Annotated in this window: 16 protein-coding genes; 7 read left to right on the top strand and 9 right to left on the bottom strand. The window is 54.1% G+C overall.

Annotated features, from left to right (window positions below; all coding sequences use genetic code 11):
• Positions 1-11 precede the first annotated feature (11 nt).
• The gene (locus ACRC4F_RS15180; protein ID WP_438660044.1) at positions 12-623 is read right to left on the bottom strand and encodes an SDR family NAD(P)-dependent oxidoreductase; all 612 of its coding nucleotides are present in this window, start codon (positions 621-623) and stop codon (positions 12-14) included.
• 415 nt (positions 624-1,038) lie between these two features.
• Between ACRC4F_RS15180 and ACRC4F_RS15175 the strand changes: the two genes are divergently transcribed.
• The gene (locus tag ACRC4F_RS15175; RefSeq protein WP_438660139.1) at positions 1,039-1,746 is read left to right on the top strand and encodes a TetR/AcrR family transcriptional regulator; all 708 of its coding nucleotides are present in this window, start codon (positions 1,039-1,041) and stop codon (positions 1,744-1,746) included.
• On the top strand, positions 1,736-2,512 hold the full coding sequence (locus ACRC4F_RS15170) for a pyrroline-5-carboxylate reductase family protein (RefSeq protein WP_438660043.1): 777 nt from the start codon (positions 1,736-1,738) through the stop codon (positions 2,510-2,512). Before ACRC4F_RS15175 ends, ACRC4F_RS15170 begins: the two co-directional genes overlap by 11 nt.
• A gap of 96 nt (positions 2,513-2,608) precedes the next feature.
• Here the strand turns inward: ACRC4F_RS15170 and ACRC4F_RS15165 are convergent, their stop codons facing one another.
• On the bottom strand, positions 2,609-4,645 hold the full coding sequence (locus tag ACRC4F_RS15165; protein WP_438660138.1) for an oxidoreductase: 2,037 nt from the start codon (positions 4,643-4,645) through the stop codon (positions 2,609-2,611).
• Between the two features lie 194 nt (positions 4,646-4,839).
• Between ACRC4F_RS15165 and ACRC4F_RS15160 the strand changes: the two genes are divergently transcribed.
• Together ACRC4F_RS15160 and ACRC4F_RS15155 are read left to right on the top strand one after the other, a co-directional pair.
• The gene (locus tag ACRC4F_RS15160; RefSeq protein WP_438660042.1) at positions 4,840-5,820 is read left to right on the top strand and encodes an isopenicillin N synthase family dioxygenase; all 981 of its coding nucleotides are present in this window, start codon (positions 4,840-4,842) and stop codon (positions 5,818-5,820) included.
• A 314-nt stretch (positions 5,821-6,134) separates the two neighbouring features.
• Positions 6,135-6,803, top strand: coding sequence for a dTMP kinase (locus ACRC4F_RS15155; RefSeq protein ID WP_438660041.1), 669 nt, complete (start codon positions 6,135-6,137; stop codon positions 6,801-6,803).
• A gap of 894 nt (positions 6,804-7,697) precedes the next feature.
• On the opposite strand, the gene ACRC4F_RS15150 is transcribed toward ACRC4F_RS15155, so the two are convergent.
• Positions 7,698-8,009: a helix-turn-helix domain-containing protein gene (locus tag ACRC4F_RS15150; protein ID WP_438660040.1), complete on the bottom strand. Its 312-nt coding sequence runs from the start codon at positions 8,007-8,009 to the stop codon at positions 7,698-7,700.
• 91 nt (positions 8,010-8,100) lie between these two features.
• On the opposite strand from ACRC4F_RS15150, the gene ACRC4F_RS15145 reads away from it, so the two are divergent.
• Complete coding sequence (locus ACRC4F_RS15145; protein ID WP_438660039.1) at positions 8,101-8,535, top strand: hypothetical protein; 435 nt, start codon at positions 8,101-8,103, stop codon at positions 8,533-8,535.
• Positions 8,536-8,701: 166 nt separating this feature from the next.
• Here the strand turns inward: ACRC4F_RS15145 and ACRC4F_RS15140 are convergent, their stop codons facing one another.
• Both ACRC4F_RS15140 and ACRC4F_RS15135 read right to left on the bottom strand, forming a co-directional pair.
• The gene (locus ACRC4F_RS15140) at positions 8,702-8,896 is read right to left on the bottom strand and encodes a hypothetical protein (protein ID WP_438660038.1); all 195 of its coding nucleotides are present in this window, start codon (positions 8,894-8,896) and stop codon (positions 8,702-8,704) included.
• Between the two features lie 119 nt (positions 8,897-9,015).
• Positions 9,016-9,444: a hypothetical protein gene (locus ACRC4F_RS15135; protein ID WP_438660037.1), complete on the bottom strand. Its 429-nt coding sequence runs from the start codon at positions 9,442-9,444 to the stop codon at positions 9,016-9,018.
• Between the two features lie 259 nt (positions 9,445-9,703).
• Here ACRC4F_RS15135 and ACRC4F_RS15130 point away from each other — a divergent pair, with 259 nt between their 5' ends.
• Positions 9,704-9,913: a hypothetical protein gene (locus ACRC4F_RS15130; protein ID WP_438660036.1), complete on the top strand. Its 210-nt coding sequence runs from the start codon at positions 9,704-9,706 to the stop codon at positions 9,911-9,913.
• 63 nt (positions 9,914-9,976) lie between these two features.
• On the opposite strand, the gene ACRC4F_RS15125 is transcribed toward ACRC4F_RS15130, so the two are convergent.
• Positions 9,977-11,137, bottom strand: coding sequence for an ATP-binding protein (locus tag ACRC4F_RS15125; protein WP_438660035.1), 1,161 nt, complete (start codon positions 11,135-11,137; stop codon positions 9,977-9,979).
• Between the two features lie 525 nt (positions 11,138-11,662).
• Here ACRC4F_RS15125 and ACRC4F_RS15120 point away from each other — a divergent pair.
• Positions 11,663-12,637 (top strand): HNH endonuclease, encoded by a 975-nt coding sequence (locus ACRC4F_RS15120; protein WP_290024053.1) that lies wholly within the window; start codon positions 11,663-11,665, stop codon positions 12,635-12,637.
• A gap of 40 nt (positions 12,638-12,677) precedes the next feature.
• Here the strand turns inward: ACRC4F_RS15120 and qatD are convergent, their stop codons facing one another.
• The 3 genes from qatD to qatB are packed head-to-tail and all read right to left on the bottom strand — an operon-like array spanning position 12,678 to position 15,359.
• A complete protein-coding gene (gene qatD, locus ACRC4F_RS15115) occupies positions 12,678-13,445 on the bottom strand; it encodes a Qat anti-phage system TatD family nuclease QatD (protein WP_290024052.1) in 768 nt (255 codons plus the stop codon).
• Complete coding sequence (qatC, locus tag ACRC4F_RS15110) at positions 13,442-14,863, bottom strand: Qat anti-phage system QueC-like protein QatC (protein ID WP_438660034.1); 1,422 nt, start codon at positions 14,861-14,863, stop codon at positions 13,442-13,444. The genes qatD and qatC overlap by 4 nt, the downstream gene beginning before the upstream one ends.
• Entirely contained in the window at positions 14,814-15,359 is a 546-nt protein-coding gene (qatB, locus tag ACRC4F_RS15105; protein WP_438660033.1) for a Qat anti-phage system associated protein QatB, read from the bottom strand. The genes qatC and qatB overlap by 50 nt, the downstream gene beginning before the upstream one ends.
• Positions 15,360-15,424 lie beyond the last annotated feature (65 nt).

Below are 15,424 nucleotides of genomic sequence, written 5' to 3'. Positions count from 1 at the left end.
GCTACCTCTCCTTAGCCGTCCAGGCCACGACGCTCGAAACCGCTGCGTATCATCGGGGTATTGATTTCGTGCGGGCACACGGCATTGACGCGGATGCCTAAAGGGGCGCAATCGCGGCCCAGATTTTTGGTTAACGCCGCGACAGCCCCTTTGCTTGTGCAATACGCCACGTGGGCGGGACCTGGATAAATGCCCCAGACTGATGATGTGTTGACGATTGCGGCGCCCGGGCGGTTTTTCATGTGCGGTATCGCGGCACGGCAGATAAAGAACACCGCATTCAGATTTACGCCCATGACGTCAAACCACATGTCGTCAGTGGTTTCCTCAATCGTGCCGCGGGGAATGATGCCCGCATTGTTCAATACGATGTCGATCCCCGAAAAAACATCGACGGCCGTTTGGACAATCGCTTCGCAATATTCTTTACGGCGTAAATCACCCGCCACGTAGTGCACTTCAGCGCCCAGGTCGCGGACTTTGGCGGAAATTGATTTACAACCGGCTTCATCAAGATCAGACAAAACAAGCCTGGCGCCTTCTCGTGCGAACAATAACGCTAATGCCTGTCCGACACCGCCGGCAGCGCCGGTTATGACCACCACTTTATTATTGAATTTCATTGGGCAACCTGCCTGGTAGTTTTTGGCGCACCATTATTTAATTTCAACGGATCGCAGCGTCTACCAACTTTTTTACTGGGCCAAAGATAACGTGACGTTATCGAAAAATACTTACTTAGAGGGTGCCGGTTGCGTGTGCATAAAGTGAAGTTACATTTGTCCATTCAAATATCACGACGGGTTATGTGAGTCGTCTGCCAGGTTTTCATCGGTGGAAAGTTAAAGGGCTTGCAACTTGCCTCGGTCTCTTTTTTGTTTCTGTGGCAGACGGCGAGGGCGATGGTCAATAACGTTGATGAAGAAAACGATTGCCCGGTCGGTGTCTTGAAAATGTACGCCCATGTACATGCCGTGTACGCGACAGACACCTGGGGTGTACAGTGACCAGGAATTTTCAAAGAAAGGTGCAACCCCGATGTCTCAGACAGGAAGGGCGAAAACCAAAGCGCAGGACGCAGGCTGGCGAGGTTCCGTCGATGGCTGGCTGGACGCCGCCTACGATGCCCTTAAAGAATCGGGAGTGGATGCTGTGCGGGTGATGCCGCTGGCCAAACGCTTGAATTTGTCTCGAACCAGCTTCTATTGGTTCTATGAAGATCGGGAACAGCTGCTCGGTGCACTCCTGGCTCGATGGCGGGACAAGAACACCGGCGGCATGGTCAGCCAATGCGAGAGTTACGCCGAAAGCATTTCCGAAGCGATTCTCAACGTCTTCGAATGCTGGGTGAACCCTGAGTTGTTTGACTCGCAATTCGAATTTGCCGTGCGCAGTTGGGCGCTGCAATCGGACGAGGTCACCGCTGAAATCGCTTTGGCCGATGAGGCACGGATGAATGCCCTGGCCGCGATGTTTCGACGTTTTGGCTACGACGGGGAGGGCGCCGACGTTCGGGCCAGGACGATCTACCTCACGCAGATCGGCTACATCTCCATGAAAACCAGTGAAGACATTGTCATTCGATTTCGACGGATCCCTCAGTACGTGAGTGTGTTTACCGGCAAGGTACCGAAGCGGCGCGAGCTGGACCGCTTTTATGGAAAGTTCGGCTACGCGGAAAAAGAGCCTGGTGTTTTTGTTCCCTTGGCCGAAACGTTCGAGGAGTCCGCTGCCGATGGAGAGTAGAACCCTGGGCATCATCGGGGGCACCGGCTGGCTTGGGCGTGCGATCGCCGAGGCGCTGCTCGATAGCGGCTTCATCAAGCCTGACCGTTTGTTGATCTCGAACCGCTCCGGCGTTAGTACCTTCGAGCCAGGCGTGAGACTGCTGGCCGACAATCAGCAGTTGGTCGACCTCAGCGATGTTGTCGTGCTGTCTATTCGTCCTGAGCAGTTTCGTGAACTGCAGATCAACGCCCGCGGCAAGCGGGTGATTTCCCTGATGGCCGGAGTTCCAGCGGCAGCGATCAGTGCAGCCACCGGTGCGAATGCAGTGGTGCGAGCCATGCCGAATGCGGCCGTGGAAATCAGGCAGTCGTTCACACCCTGGTTCAGTGCCGGAAATCTTCCAGAGCACGACCGCCAGTGGGTGCAACGACTGTTCGAGTGTGTAGGTGCGGCGGATGAAGTGCCTGATGAAGACTGCATTGATTACCTCAGCGCGTTGTCCGGGACTGGGCCGGCTTTCCCGGCAATGTTGCAACTGGCGCTGACTAATCAGGCGGTGGCTGCGGGCATTCCCCTTGCCATCGCTCAGCGCGCTGCACACGGCGTGGTGGTCGGGGGCGGTCAGATGCTTGCCAGCCGCGATCCACAACTAATGATTGAGTCGTTGATGGCTTACCGCGGCGTAACGGCTGCAGCGTTGCAATCGATGGCCGATCAGAACATCGAATCCATTGTGGGGCGGGCGGTAGAGGCTGGCGCTGAAGTGGCGCGGCGGGGAATGTAAGCGGGGCAGGGATGCAGTGAAGACCTTCGATGGGCCTTCACTGCCGGAGTTTTGCTTGTTTTGAGCCTCCGTTCCACCACTAAGGGAGGCTCTAATTCAGATGTCTTTCATCAGGCGCAAGGCATCGTAGATGGCCGCGTGGGTGTTGCGCGCAGACACGGCATCGCCGATCCGGAACAGCTGGAAGCGTCCCTCGGGATTGGTGACGATGTTCTGGGCGGTGCCGGCGATCAGGTCATGTTGTTCTACCGCGCCACCATTGGTGGAGAGAGGACGCAGGTCGAAGTACAAGTCGTCCAGGGGAAGGGTGCCGTGGTTGACGACCACCTGATCGACCACGCGCTGTTTGTGAACCTTCCCGTAGTCGCTGCCAAAGGTTGCAACGAGCCCGCCATCCCGTTTTTCCACGGTATCGACCCGGTAGGTCACGGTGAATGTGACGTCCAGATCCTGCAAGCTGCGCATGTAGGGCACCAGGTTCATGGCCATGACTTCAGGTGCAAACGAGCGGTCAGGGGTGACGATCTCCACGGTCGCACCGCTTTGCGCGATGACCTCCGCAGCCTGCAGAGCGGCATGATCCCCCGCATCGTCGAAGATCAGTACGTTGCGCCCGGGCTTGATGTCACCGGAAATGATGTCCCAGGTTGAAACCACCAGTTCGTTGCCCTCGCGGAGCACCTCGGTATCCGGCAGGCCGCCGGTCGCAACGATCACCACGTCTGGCTCGAAGGCTTGCACGGTGTCGGCTTCTGCCCAGGTGTTGAAGTGAAACTTCACCCCCAGCCGTTCGCATTGCGCCATGCGCCAATCAATGATGCTGATCATCTCGCGACGACGCTCGCTCAGCGCTGTCAGTCGAATCTGCCCGCCGGGTTGGTCGGCCGCCTCAAGCACCGTCACGTCGTGGCCGCGCTCACCGGCAACCCGCGCCGCTTCCAGCCCTGCGGGGCCAGTCCCCACCACCAGGACTCTGCGCTTGACGGCAGCCTTGGGGATTTCATGGGGCATGGTGGTTTCACGGCCCGTCGCCGCGTTGTGAATGCAGTAAGCCGCGCCGCCCTGGTAGATGCGGTCCAGACAATAGTTGGCACCCACGCACGGACGAATGTCTTCTTCGCGCTTCTCGATGATCTTGCGCACGATGTGCGGATCGGTCATGTGCGCACGGGTCATGCCCACCATGTCCACTTTGCCCGAGGCGATCGCGTAGCGCGCCGTGGCCACGTCTGGAATCTTCGCTGCGTGGAAGGTCGGGAAGCCCGTCGAGGAGCGGATCTCGCCAGCGAAGTCGAGATGGGGTGAATTGCGCATACCCTGGATCGGAATGACATCGGTCAGCCCTGCATCCGTATCGATGTGGCCACGCACGACGTTCAGAAAATCGACCAGTCCGCTGTCCTTGAGCATGTGAGAAACCTGCATGCCCTCGCTGGCAGTAAAGCCACCAGGCAGTTCTTCATCACCGGTGTAGCGAACCCCGAGCAGAAAATCTTCGCCGACCCGCTGACGGATGCCACGCAGAATGTCGAAGGTAAAACGCATGCGGTTTTCCAGCGAACCGCCGTAAGGACCGTCGAGGTCATTGGTCAATGGAGACCAGAACTGGTCCATCAAATGCCCGTAGGCCTGAAGCTCCAGGCCATCAAGACCTGCCGCCTTCATGCGCTCCGCAGCATCTACATAGTCCTTGATGATCCGCTCAATATCCCATTCCTCCATTTTCTTCGGAAAGGAACGGTGCGACGCCTCGCGGCGGTGTGACGGCGACACCACTGGTAACCAGTCGGCCTTGTCCCAGCGAGTACGGCGACCCAGGTGAGTCAGCTGAATCATCACGGCCGCGCCATGTTCATGGCACTCATCAGCCAGGTCCCTCAACCATCCGACCACTTCGTCCTTGTAGGCGAGCACATTGTTGAACACCGGCGGGCTGTCTCGGGATACGGCAGCAGAGCCAGCAGTCATGGTCAGGGCGACCCCGGCTTTTGCGCGCTCCACGTGGTAGGCGCGGTAGAGATCCTTGGGCATGCCGTCCACAGGGTAAGCCGGTTCATGGGAGGTGGTCATGATCCGGTTTCTGAGGGTCAGATTCTTGATTTTATAGGGTTGCAGCAAGGGATCGCTGGACATCTCGGTGCGCTCCAAAGTGAGCTTCATCAGGTTTGGTGACTTGAAATTAGGACAAATGTACACCGGTGTCAACGAGTGATGACACAGGTGTACATTTCGCTTGCGTGGTGAAAAATCCAGGATTAACATTCGCCAAAACGGGGACTGGGTTGGCTCATCCGAGCCTGTCATTCATCTTGGAAGGGAGCGCAAACGTGACAGAGTTATTTGATATTCGTCTGGCCAGCAAACAAACAGCTTTCACTGAAATCCCGGTCATCGATGTATCGTCACTCATAAACGGCGAAAATCCGCTGCTGGTAGCAAGCCAAATAGGTGACGCCTGCGAAAAGGTCGGGTTTTTTTATATAAAAAACCATGGCGTCGGGCAGCAATTGATAGATCAGATGTACGCCCTTACCAAAAGCTTTTTCAAGCTCACATTCGAAGAAAAGAACAAACTTAATATCGTCAATTCCGGGCTTACGCTACGGGGTTATATACCGATGTATGCGGAAAACGTGGATCCTGCCAATACCCGAGACTTCAAAGAGTGTTTTGACTGTGGAGCTCATTACGATGAGATTTCTCCGTTTTTCGGCCCTAATCAGATGCCGTCTGCACTGCCGCAGTTCGAACAAGTTGCCGAAACTTATCATTCCGCTGTATTGGCACTCGCGAGAACACTCATCGGCGGGATCGCGCTGAGTTTGGGTTTGCCACAAGATTATTTTGAGCACCTGCAGCGCAAGCCCATCACTATCCAGCGAGTCTTGCGATACCCGCCACAGATCGGAAAGGTTTCCCTTGAGGAGATTGGCATCGGAGCGCACACAGACTACGGTTTCCTGACTGTCCTGTCGCAAGATGCAGTGGGCGGATTGCAAGTCATGAACCGGGCAGGGGAGTGGGTTACCGCCCCACCGGTCGAAGGCACTTTTATCGTCAATATTGGTGATCTGGTTCAAACGCTCACCAACGATCGCTACACCTCGACGATGCATCGCGTCATTAATACCAGTGGTCTGGAGCGTTATTCGATTCCATTTTTTATTGATTTGGATTTCGATGCGGTTGTTGAGCCAGTGCCAACTTGCGTGAGTGAGTCTTTACCTGCGAAGTACGAGGCCTACACGTGTGGTCAACACAAATTTAAGCGATTTGTTGATAGCTATGCGCATCTGAAAGTCGAATAGTAGTTGTAATACGCATCGGCAATCTGGCGGAGCAATCCGGTAAGTTTCGGCCTATCTACGCTGCCGGGGCTGGAGTCCACCAGGTCGATGTGGCTGGTTTGCCTGTTCACGGGTCATCCTCATTTCCGGGAGGGCCAGTGATAGGTTGAGATCTTCGACGACCCTGAATTTGAGACCCGTTAGCCAGAAATCGGGTTAGAGTGCTCATCAATGTCTGTTCATAAGGTCCCTCCGCTCGATTTGCGTAGGCGCGCCAAGCGCCTCCAGTGAACGAGCCGGGCATAAAAAACCGTATATCAATCGTTGCTTGAAGAATGAATCGTTCGCTGTTTATTTCTCTAGATGGGCCCAAGGGAACCGGCAAAACCACTCTGTTGGAGGCCGTTACGAAAGTACTGAGGGCAGACAACAAAAAGGTGATCCGACTTTGCGAGAGTAAAAGTGATCCCTATAGGGGTGAAACAATGGCCCTCGTTAACAAACTCGTCAGAAATCCCAGTCGGGATCTAGAGTTGGGGGTTTGTGAGCGCTTGGCTGATAGCCGCACCTGGATTTCCCAACACGTGCTGGCTAAACAGCCACCGGACAGCATCATCTTGATTGATCGCTGGTATCCGTCTGATGCCGCGTTTCGCCGGATAGTCCCGTTTGCAGAGATTCTACAGTTGAACATCGATCGAAACGTGCAAGTGCCAGACCTGCATGTCGGGGTTGTCACCGACCCTGATATTTCATGGGCACGGGCAGCGTCACGGCGGCGTGGGCTGAGCAGCACTGTGATGCACAAGCTGGAGGAACATGTCGCTTGTACCCGGGCGTTCGAGCAAGCGATTGCAGATCATGGCTGGGTTTTATGCCGTAATGAAGGAACGATCGAAGATGCCACGATGCAGGTGGTTTCTGAGATCTATAGAGTCCTTCGATTTCCGGCAGGTGATTTGTCTTTGCAGCGGAAGTCGGATGACGGGATCTGGGATTGGTAGCTTGAAAGGGCCTTTGGTAGAAGTTCCACCCTGACACATCATTTAACATAATATACATTACACGTAACAATGTGTTTCGAGATCAGCCCGGTTGCACGCAGATTTCAAAGCGTTCAATTCACCCAGGCCCCAGTACGCGGAAGTAAATCTGCATAAAGATTAGGAAGTAATTGTTTGGATAAGACCCTGAAGCTTCCGTTTATTTTTTTTGCTTCCGATTTTGGCGGATTCGTCGCCACACGTGCTTCCTTATATTTTTTTTTACTTCGCGTTTTCCCGTCTTCCGTCGAAATTCGCTTCCTTTTACTTTTTTTACTTACGGTTTTTCCTCATCCACGATCTGCTCCCAGGAACTCGAGTTCAAAAACCGATTTCCAAACTCGATGCTATGTGAAATCTGTAGCTTTCAGCGTGATGCTGTTACGCAGATTGCAAAGGCTGCCATGCGCTGTGTAAACAGTCCGCATGATGAGCGCGCAGATGCTGTGCGGACGACGATGGCGGGTCAAAAAAACGGGTTTGCAGAGTAATACTAAGTCTGTGTGCTTTATCCTTGAGGAACCTGAGGCGTCTGGGATGTTAAAGCCCCGTTGCGTTCCTAGCTCCGGGGGGTTCCAGACGAAATACTACCCTTGGTTTCACGTGCGATTTATTTTCAACAGTGACCTGAACCATCGGTTGTTGAGGTTGCGTTTGGCACCTAGTCTCAGTTGCAAATTTTGGGACTGAGACTAGGTGAAAACCAGCGAAGCGCATGCCTCCTCCCGTCTCCTGGAACTACTTGCGCGACTGCTGGGGTTAAATCGAGAATTTTCGCTAACTCATTGATAATTCAACTAAACGACTATTTAGTTGAGCTAATTCTATGCGCACTATGATTATGAGGGTCAGATGTCACACCTGCCCTCCTTTTCCATTGTCGATGACATCTCCAATGAGTTGCAGCTCATTCTCTACATGGGATAGAAATCTACTGATATCCCCGGTGTTTTCTTTCCGCATATAGCATGCCGCCACCAAGCTGACCGGATGGATGCCGAGAGCGCTGCAAAGCTCTTCGAGCTTATCAAGCGTCGGGCTGGTGCCGCCTCGCTCGAGCAAGCTGACATTGGTCCGGCTACTAACAAGCGCAAAATCCTCCTGCGTAAGGTTTTTCTGAAGGCGAACCTGCCTAAGCGTTGCCCCAAATGCTTTCCTCAGTTCCATTTTGCGATCTCACAAAAGGAACGATAAAGCTTCATTGCACAATATATGACTAAAACATATATTGTGCATTTACGATGCGGAGCGGCCTGCCATGAACCAGGAGCATGGACGATCGATGATCTTTACCAGCCTATTCAATGACGATTTTCTTGCGCGCCCCTTCGTTCGGCAGACGGTAATGTATCCATGGTTTTATCTGTACGCAGAGGTTCGTGAAGGCAAGGAGTTCGTGGGTGAGATGTTCATGGTCTCTTCGTTTGACTCACTCAAAGATATCCTTGAGCAGCAGCATGACTCCTTTCGAATTCGGTCGATCCACTATGTCACCCCTGGTTTTGTCAACAAAACTGGTCAGTGGTGCATGGAGCCGCTTCTTGAGGCGAGCGAAGCGATCAATCAAGATGGGCAGAAGATACCGATTTTGACAGTTGCTGGCCGGTCGTACTCACAATTGGAAATCAGCACCGAAATAGACCTAGTGAACGTGAAGGTATTGTTCACCCACAAGGCGGACGGGCACGACTGATTTTCCAATAAAAAGGTCTCTGCGTCATTCGTGGGACTGCCGTGCCCTTTGACCTCTGACGCGCTCAGACGTGGTTTTACGACTCAAGATCTTGTAGGAAGCTGTGGTGCCTCAAAAGAGTGACCACATAAACCGAGCACCGCTCGATTTTTCATATTATCGGCAATCAGCCACGCGACGATGGATCGTCAAAAACCTTCGCACGCTTCAAGGGCACACCGGCGAAAGCGGTGCCTTCTACCTTACTAAAAGCATCAATAGCATCGACGTTAAAAAAACTACGATACTTGGACGACTTTTGCAGACGCTCAAGCTTGGCCCGGGCATTAGCTGCGATATCGCTATCGACTTCAGCGCTCATTCTGTGCTCCCTTTTAAAGCACCGATACGTAAAAAAACCTGATGGAGACCTCGTCCGCGGTTTCGATACACGTCTCGAGGGTTTAGGCTGGTATTACCTCCTAACACTCCCCAAGACCGTCACTTTTTTCGGCGACGGGATTCTCGGTCAGCGAAATCAAAGCTTAATCCTGCGAGTGGGCCACACGGTTCTTGATCCGGATGATAATGGAGCAGGCTTTCACACAATTTGATATCCAGCTTATTCAGTGAAAGGCTGGCCTCGCTATCCTCAACCTCCGCCTCTGACTCATTTTCCCCGTCTTCCGGTACCAAAGATTCAGGCCTAGTCAAATAAAGAGCGAGCAATTTATGGTGTGGGTAGCGGTTCTCAAAATTCCTGACCAATCCCTTGAAAATGCTTTCACCCGTGGGTGTGCCAGCAACTCGGCGAATCACATAGTCAGCGATAGCCAGGCGCACCTCGATCTCGTTTGAATCGAGTGGAAGATCCTCATACCCATCTTCAAACCGGCTATAGGGTCGACATTCGACGGGCTCATCAGTCATCGTTCAGACCTCCTGCGCAGGTTTACTTTGATAGGTCAAACGGCCGTACACGAAACTCCGGTATTACGATTGAAGTGATCGTCTTGGCGGGAGCTAGGCGCGCCCTTCAAAGTACTTCAACACCAAAACAAATGGAACCACCGGAATCTCGTGTACGGCCAGCGAGTCCAGGAGAGAACGACCTGCGATCCCTATCAGGCTGGAGGCCTCTGACATCCGATCAGCTGAGATTTCAGTTAACCAGCAAGTGAGTCATCACATGAGTGATCGCAGCGAACGTTCAAGAGTAGCCAGCTTTGACGAAATATTGATGATCAAGCGTCGAGCAAGAGACAGACTTGTTGAGGCGGTTTACGCAGCAGATCGTGAAAGCCTTGAGCTTGTGGCGGAGTTTGTGAAAGCGGCTCTACGTGGCAATTCACCAATTCCACGGCCACAACGATTTAGCTGTCTCGATAACGAGGAATAAAACGCCACGCACGGGAGCACTCATCTACGGTGCTGCAACGCAGGAAACACTATTGATGAGTGTTCACACTAGGTCATCCAACAGACCATCTTTGCGTAGAAGGTCAACTATCACCTGTTCCTCGATCGTATAGACACCGCGAGAAGTTTTCCAGACCAGTTTCTTTTCCTGCAGCGCCATGAGCGCTAGCTGCACATCTGGCACTTCGACCCTCGACTCGCTTATCGCTATGCCAGCGTTCGCTATCGCTTTGGCATACAACTCCATAGTCGAAGATTCGAAGGGCGCGAAACCCTCACCCTTTGCACCCATCACACAAATGACGGCAGACTGGATCGGTGTGAGGCTATGAATCACTATCTTAAGATTCGCATTTAGCGCTTCCGCTTGCGCTCGGACAAGCTCGGCAAAACGCACCAGGATGGCTTTAGGGTCGACGGTGAGATCGAAACAGATACCGTCTGCGGCTGCGCTGAGAATTTCGGGGCGATAACCACTCTCTTGAAACAACTGGAATACATCTGAAGGGTCGAGACTATTTGGAAGGTCAAGCGCCTTGCAATACCAGTCAACGAAGTCTTCATCCAACATTGGGAGCTTTAGCATTGGGGCCCCAAAAAACGCCTCATCGCTGCTATTGCGAAGCATGGCAAGCTTGTTTTGGTTTGATCCGATGCAAACGATGCGAAGACCATAATGTTTGGAGCTGTTAAGTTCGTCCCTGGCCGCCTTTAGCGCAAAGAGTGCTGCGACACCTTCGTCTGTCGTGATGGCATGTTGAGTTTCGTCGATTATCAGAACAATGAGTTTTTTCGCCTCATCGGACAGCGCTTCAAATGCCTTAGTGAGACCGATTTTTTTCCCGAGCCCAATTTTGTTCACGTTGAAATTCACGCAACCGACACTTACCGCTTCCGGCCCGGGAGCTATCGCCAATCGGCTCATGAGTTTCTCCTCACGTCCAATAGCTTCTCGGACAGTCTCGACTATGACAGCACCTGGCTCTGTCGGCAGGTCCTTCCAAAGATCGGCATACAACACAATGGCTCCCGCCTCTTCCAAGGCAGGCCTCAAGTCTTCGCGGGCGAAAGTGGACTTCCCGGTTCGGCGTGGCGCTGTCAGGAAGACACCTGACGCAGCAGCACTGCCCACTGCCACTTGCGTTATTAGCTTAGCGAGCTGTGCAGCCAGCGTCCGGCGACGGTAAAAATTTTTCTGAGACATTGCTCGCCTTTGATGAGATCTATAGGGAATCAATGAGTGTGAAGCCGAATCTGAGCGGGACTTTGTATCAGCGCCCAGCCGCCGTTGACGGTCGCTGTTTTGTCAGCGTTCAAAAACCATTATAGGTCTGGACCCGGTGTTGATAGTCCTATGTCAACTGACTCTACCTCTAAGGCGCGATACAAATGCAATATCCGATAACTGTCAGACCCGGATGTTCCATGACTCTCCTGGTACACGCAAGCTAGCGCCACTCCAGTACCGTTTTGGTCCGCAATACGTTACACCGGTTGGCTATCAGGGCCTACCTGTAGATGGGGCTTTAGCTTCCGGTTGAAGCGGACAAAAGCGCACGCGAGCCTGCCAATCCACAGAATCTCTGGGGCACATTAGCGCCGCTCTACGCGTTTTGCCGGCAGACCGGTATCATTTAACATCCTCAAATGGTGCGGCTCAGGTGCGGCCGAACCTCCAAAGAACGACCCTCACCAGGGTGCTGCTCAAGTTTCAGTGGAGCCACGCGGCGTGATCGAAAAATTCATTGAGTTCAACGAAAAGCGAGGCAGAGCGCTGACTGAGCGCTACGTTCTCCATGTGTTCAACGTGTTTTCTCCCACTCAGCTGAAACGCAGGCTGGGGCACAAGCAACCGAAGGTGTGTCGGTATTGTGGGAAAGACGAGATATCCACGACCTTCCGCGAAGAGTCGCATGCCATACCCATTTTTCTGGGGAACAAGACGATTATCGATGAGTTGGAGTGCGATCAGTGCAATCACCACTTCGGGGATCATCTTGAAAACAGCTTCGCAGCCTACACCCACCCTCACCGTCCATTTCAGCGAATCCGGGGGCGCAATGGCATCCCCAAGTACAAAGCCCCAGACTTAGAGATTTCGGCTGTCGACCAATCCAACCTAGTCATCTGTATCGGTGATAAAGGTGGTGTCGATGCGTTGGAGGTCGAGGGCAAGAATCAACTCCGTTTCCAGGTTGTGCGCCAACCCTACTACCCGACCGCCATTCACAAGATGCTCATCAAAATGGCATTGGCCATGATGCCAGGCGATGATCACCGCCAATTCGATTACCTGAAACCCTGGCTTCTGAGTAAAAACCATAAGCCTGGCTTGAGTGGCTCCGTGCCGGTTATAGAGTGGGGGATAAGCGGAGGCGTCAATCCGAACAAAATCACCTGCATCGTTGCCAAGGTGAGAGAGGCGTTTCAAGAATCGACATATAGGTTTCAGTTCATATTTCAGTACGGGAATTTCCAGTACCAGTTTGTGATTCCCCTGCCTGACGAGTGTGGCCATCGTAAGGATTTCGTCTACGCGCCCGTGTTCCTGCCTGATGAGCATTTCCGAGTATTCGGCCCATCCGACTACCAAGAGAAGCACTTCAACTCACCTGACCGGGTGCGTGGAGAAAAACTCAGCATCCTGCTTCAGTACAGCGACAAATCCTCTGGAGGGCCTGGGCAGGAGAACACTGCTGATTAGATTCTCAGTTTTCAGGCGGCGAGTTTCGCGCGTCGAGATACTAGGTACGTACTAGATCTCGCAGATTACTAATGATTTGGGCTGCAGCTTGCTCTGACGATTGCTCTCGAAGCAGCGCCAGCGCCTGTACCGTTTTTGGGATATCGGTAGCAGGCCTGGTTGGTCGTCCCTCGCTTTGCACGAACGGGCCATCGGTCTCGGTGAGAAGCCGGTCAGACGGTAGCAAGGCGACGAGGTTGCGGTGCTTGGCAGAGGTCAGCATCTGCGAGTTGATCGAAAAATAGCATCCAAGCTCCACAGCCCTCCTAGCTTCACTGGGGGAGCCGGTAAACCAGTGAAGCACCACCGTCCCCCGGTCAGTCGGAAGCAGGCGCTCGATATGGGAAAGCACCTTTCCAACACTCCGTACGCTGTGGACGGTGAGAATCTTCCCACCCTGCTCCGAGCAAGCCTCGAGCACCCTCTTGAAGACCCGTTCCTGCGCCTCAAAGCTCCGATAGAATTGGGGCCCGGCATCAAGCCCTACCTCTCCAACGTATCGAGTCTCCTCAAGCAGGCGCTCCAGTAGCGGCAGCTCCGATTCACGCTCGGCCACCAGTTGGGGATGTAACCCCAATGCCACCCGGACATGCCGAGACGATGCCGCAAGCTCACGATTGCGCCGCCATGCTTTCGGTGTAGTGGTCACGGCCAAGGTAGCGACCCCTGCCTGATCGCACTCCACGATGAGACGCTCGTGATCGGGATAGAGGTCAAGGTGGCAGTGGAAATCCACCCACTTTGGAATCGAGCTCTTCTGCGGTTTCATAGTGGTATGGCTGTCACACCCTCGAGGTAATCGTCGACTTCCAGCAGTCCATATCGATAAACCTGTTCGAAGTCATCCAAGCTGTCAGGATGGTCGATCAAAGGCCCGGGCTCATGAATTGCGAACTTGGCGCGGTGTGGAGCACGTTTGAGGCGCGCGATGGCCAGCTGGAAAGAGCGCACATGTTCGCCATCAGATTTGTTCGTGTCCAGCGCTTGCGCATGTAGATCCGGGATGACATATCGGGTTTGATCCGGCCCGCACCCACGATGAATTGCTGCCCGCCTGATAATGCAGGGGACGCAGAACCCGCAGTGCTTGGGTGATCGATTCGAGGGGTCAGGATGGTACCTTGCCTTTCCTGGCGAGGAGCACGACATCGTGAGATGCACATGATCCGCTAGGAACTCAGGGTCAGAGCACTGCTCTGCCATTTGGCCCTTGGTGAGATGGCTGAACATGTTGAATAGCCTAGTGCTTAGGCCCAAACGCCCGAAGAGCTCATTCACCCGCGCCATGTAGTATGGATGAGTCGTGCGCGTGCTACATGCACCCAGGCGGCGCGGATCCAAGGGAACGTTCAGAGAGATCAGACCATTTTCAGGCACATGGATGGTGATCGAGTCGCCGATCGCTTCCGCGGCCATGGCCGCCAGCGCGAAGAACAGGAATGAGCGCGCTCGAAGCGTATCTTCACTACCTCCACCCTCCACGAGATCGTGCGGGAACCCCACACGGGCCTGGACGTGGTTGATCGACCTCTCGGAAAACCTCTCCTGCATCGCTGCCCGGCAGTCGTTCTGATAGGTACTGGTGCTGTTGGTGTCCCAGTAATGGCTCACAAGCAATGGATTGCCGCCGCCACTGAATAGATCGATCGCCCCAATGAAGCTGTCCATCCCCCCTGAGAACAGGCAGACGCTGTCCGACTCATCTGTTCTCAAGCTCTCCGGAGCGGGAGATAGCTCATCGATATCTGTGGGCCGCTCGCGGAAGACCAGGCGCCAGCGATCACCAGTGAGGAATTTCAAGGTCGAGGCCAGCAGGTCGGACGTTGCTGTCCATACTGCGGGATCTGCGACGGGGACGTAGAGGTCGATCTCCCTCGTCCAGGAATTCTCCGATTCGGTGTCTCGTGAGATTCTGGTGTCCGCCGCGGTAAGGGTCGCCGCCAGCAGTGCCAGATCGACGGCAGTCTCTCCTGGGCTAAGCCCCAGATCAGCCAATTGCTCAATGGCTTGGCCAATCCCGAACTGCAATCGCCCGTGCCCGTCAAGGAACTGGATATTGGTGATGACACTACCTGACTCCAGCAGCGCTAGATCCTCGTCATCCGTTTCGCCGAGCCGGCAGATATGCTGTGGTGCCTCATTCCAGCCCCTCCGCTGCAGTCGCGATAAGATCGAACGCCGCCTCATAAATCGCAGACGTGACCTGATTGACCTCTTGGTCTGTGGGCGCCGGCCATTGCTCCAGCCGGTTGGCGAGCTGACCTCGCGTACAACCTGTGATGAACGAACTCAGCTGAGACTGGATGCGTTCAACCGCTTCCACATCATCCGGCATGGTGATGCCCCTACCGCCCAAGTCCGCCATGATCATGCTCTCAATCGAATTCGCTACGAAGTTGAGGAAGAAGTTTTGCCGATCAGCTTCAGTCATATCCTCGAAGCTGCCGCTGCCTGCCTCGTCCAGTTCGGCGATCGTGTTCAGTGCAGCCTGGCGCGCAACGCCTTCGTCAATCGCCCCACCAGGCGGGCAAATGAACTCAAGCAGCGCGAGTAATACCTGGGAGGCCGGTTGCCCTGGAGCCACGGTGAGTTGCAATCGCCGTAGTGTCTCTGCTGCCCCGTTGCGCTGAACATCCCCGAAGATACTGAGCAGCTTTGCCGCAGTAGCGCGGGATGTTCCCATGCGCCGCGCACCTCTCGATGATCCCCCTACGCCTTTACGCACATAGGAAGACAGGGCATTCCCCA

The sequence above is a fragment of the Pseudomonas sp. genome (assembly GCF_051660785.1).
Lineage (GTDB): Bacteria > Pseudomonadota > Gammaproteobacteria > Pseudomonadales > Pseudomonadaceae > Aquipseudomonas.
Note: the sequence above shows the minus strand (reverse complement) of the source record. Positions and strands in the feature narration are given on the sequence as shown.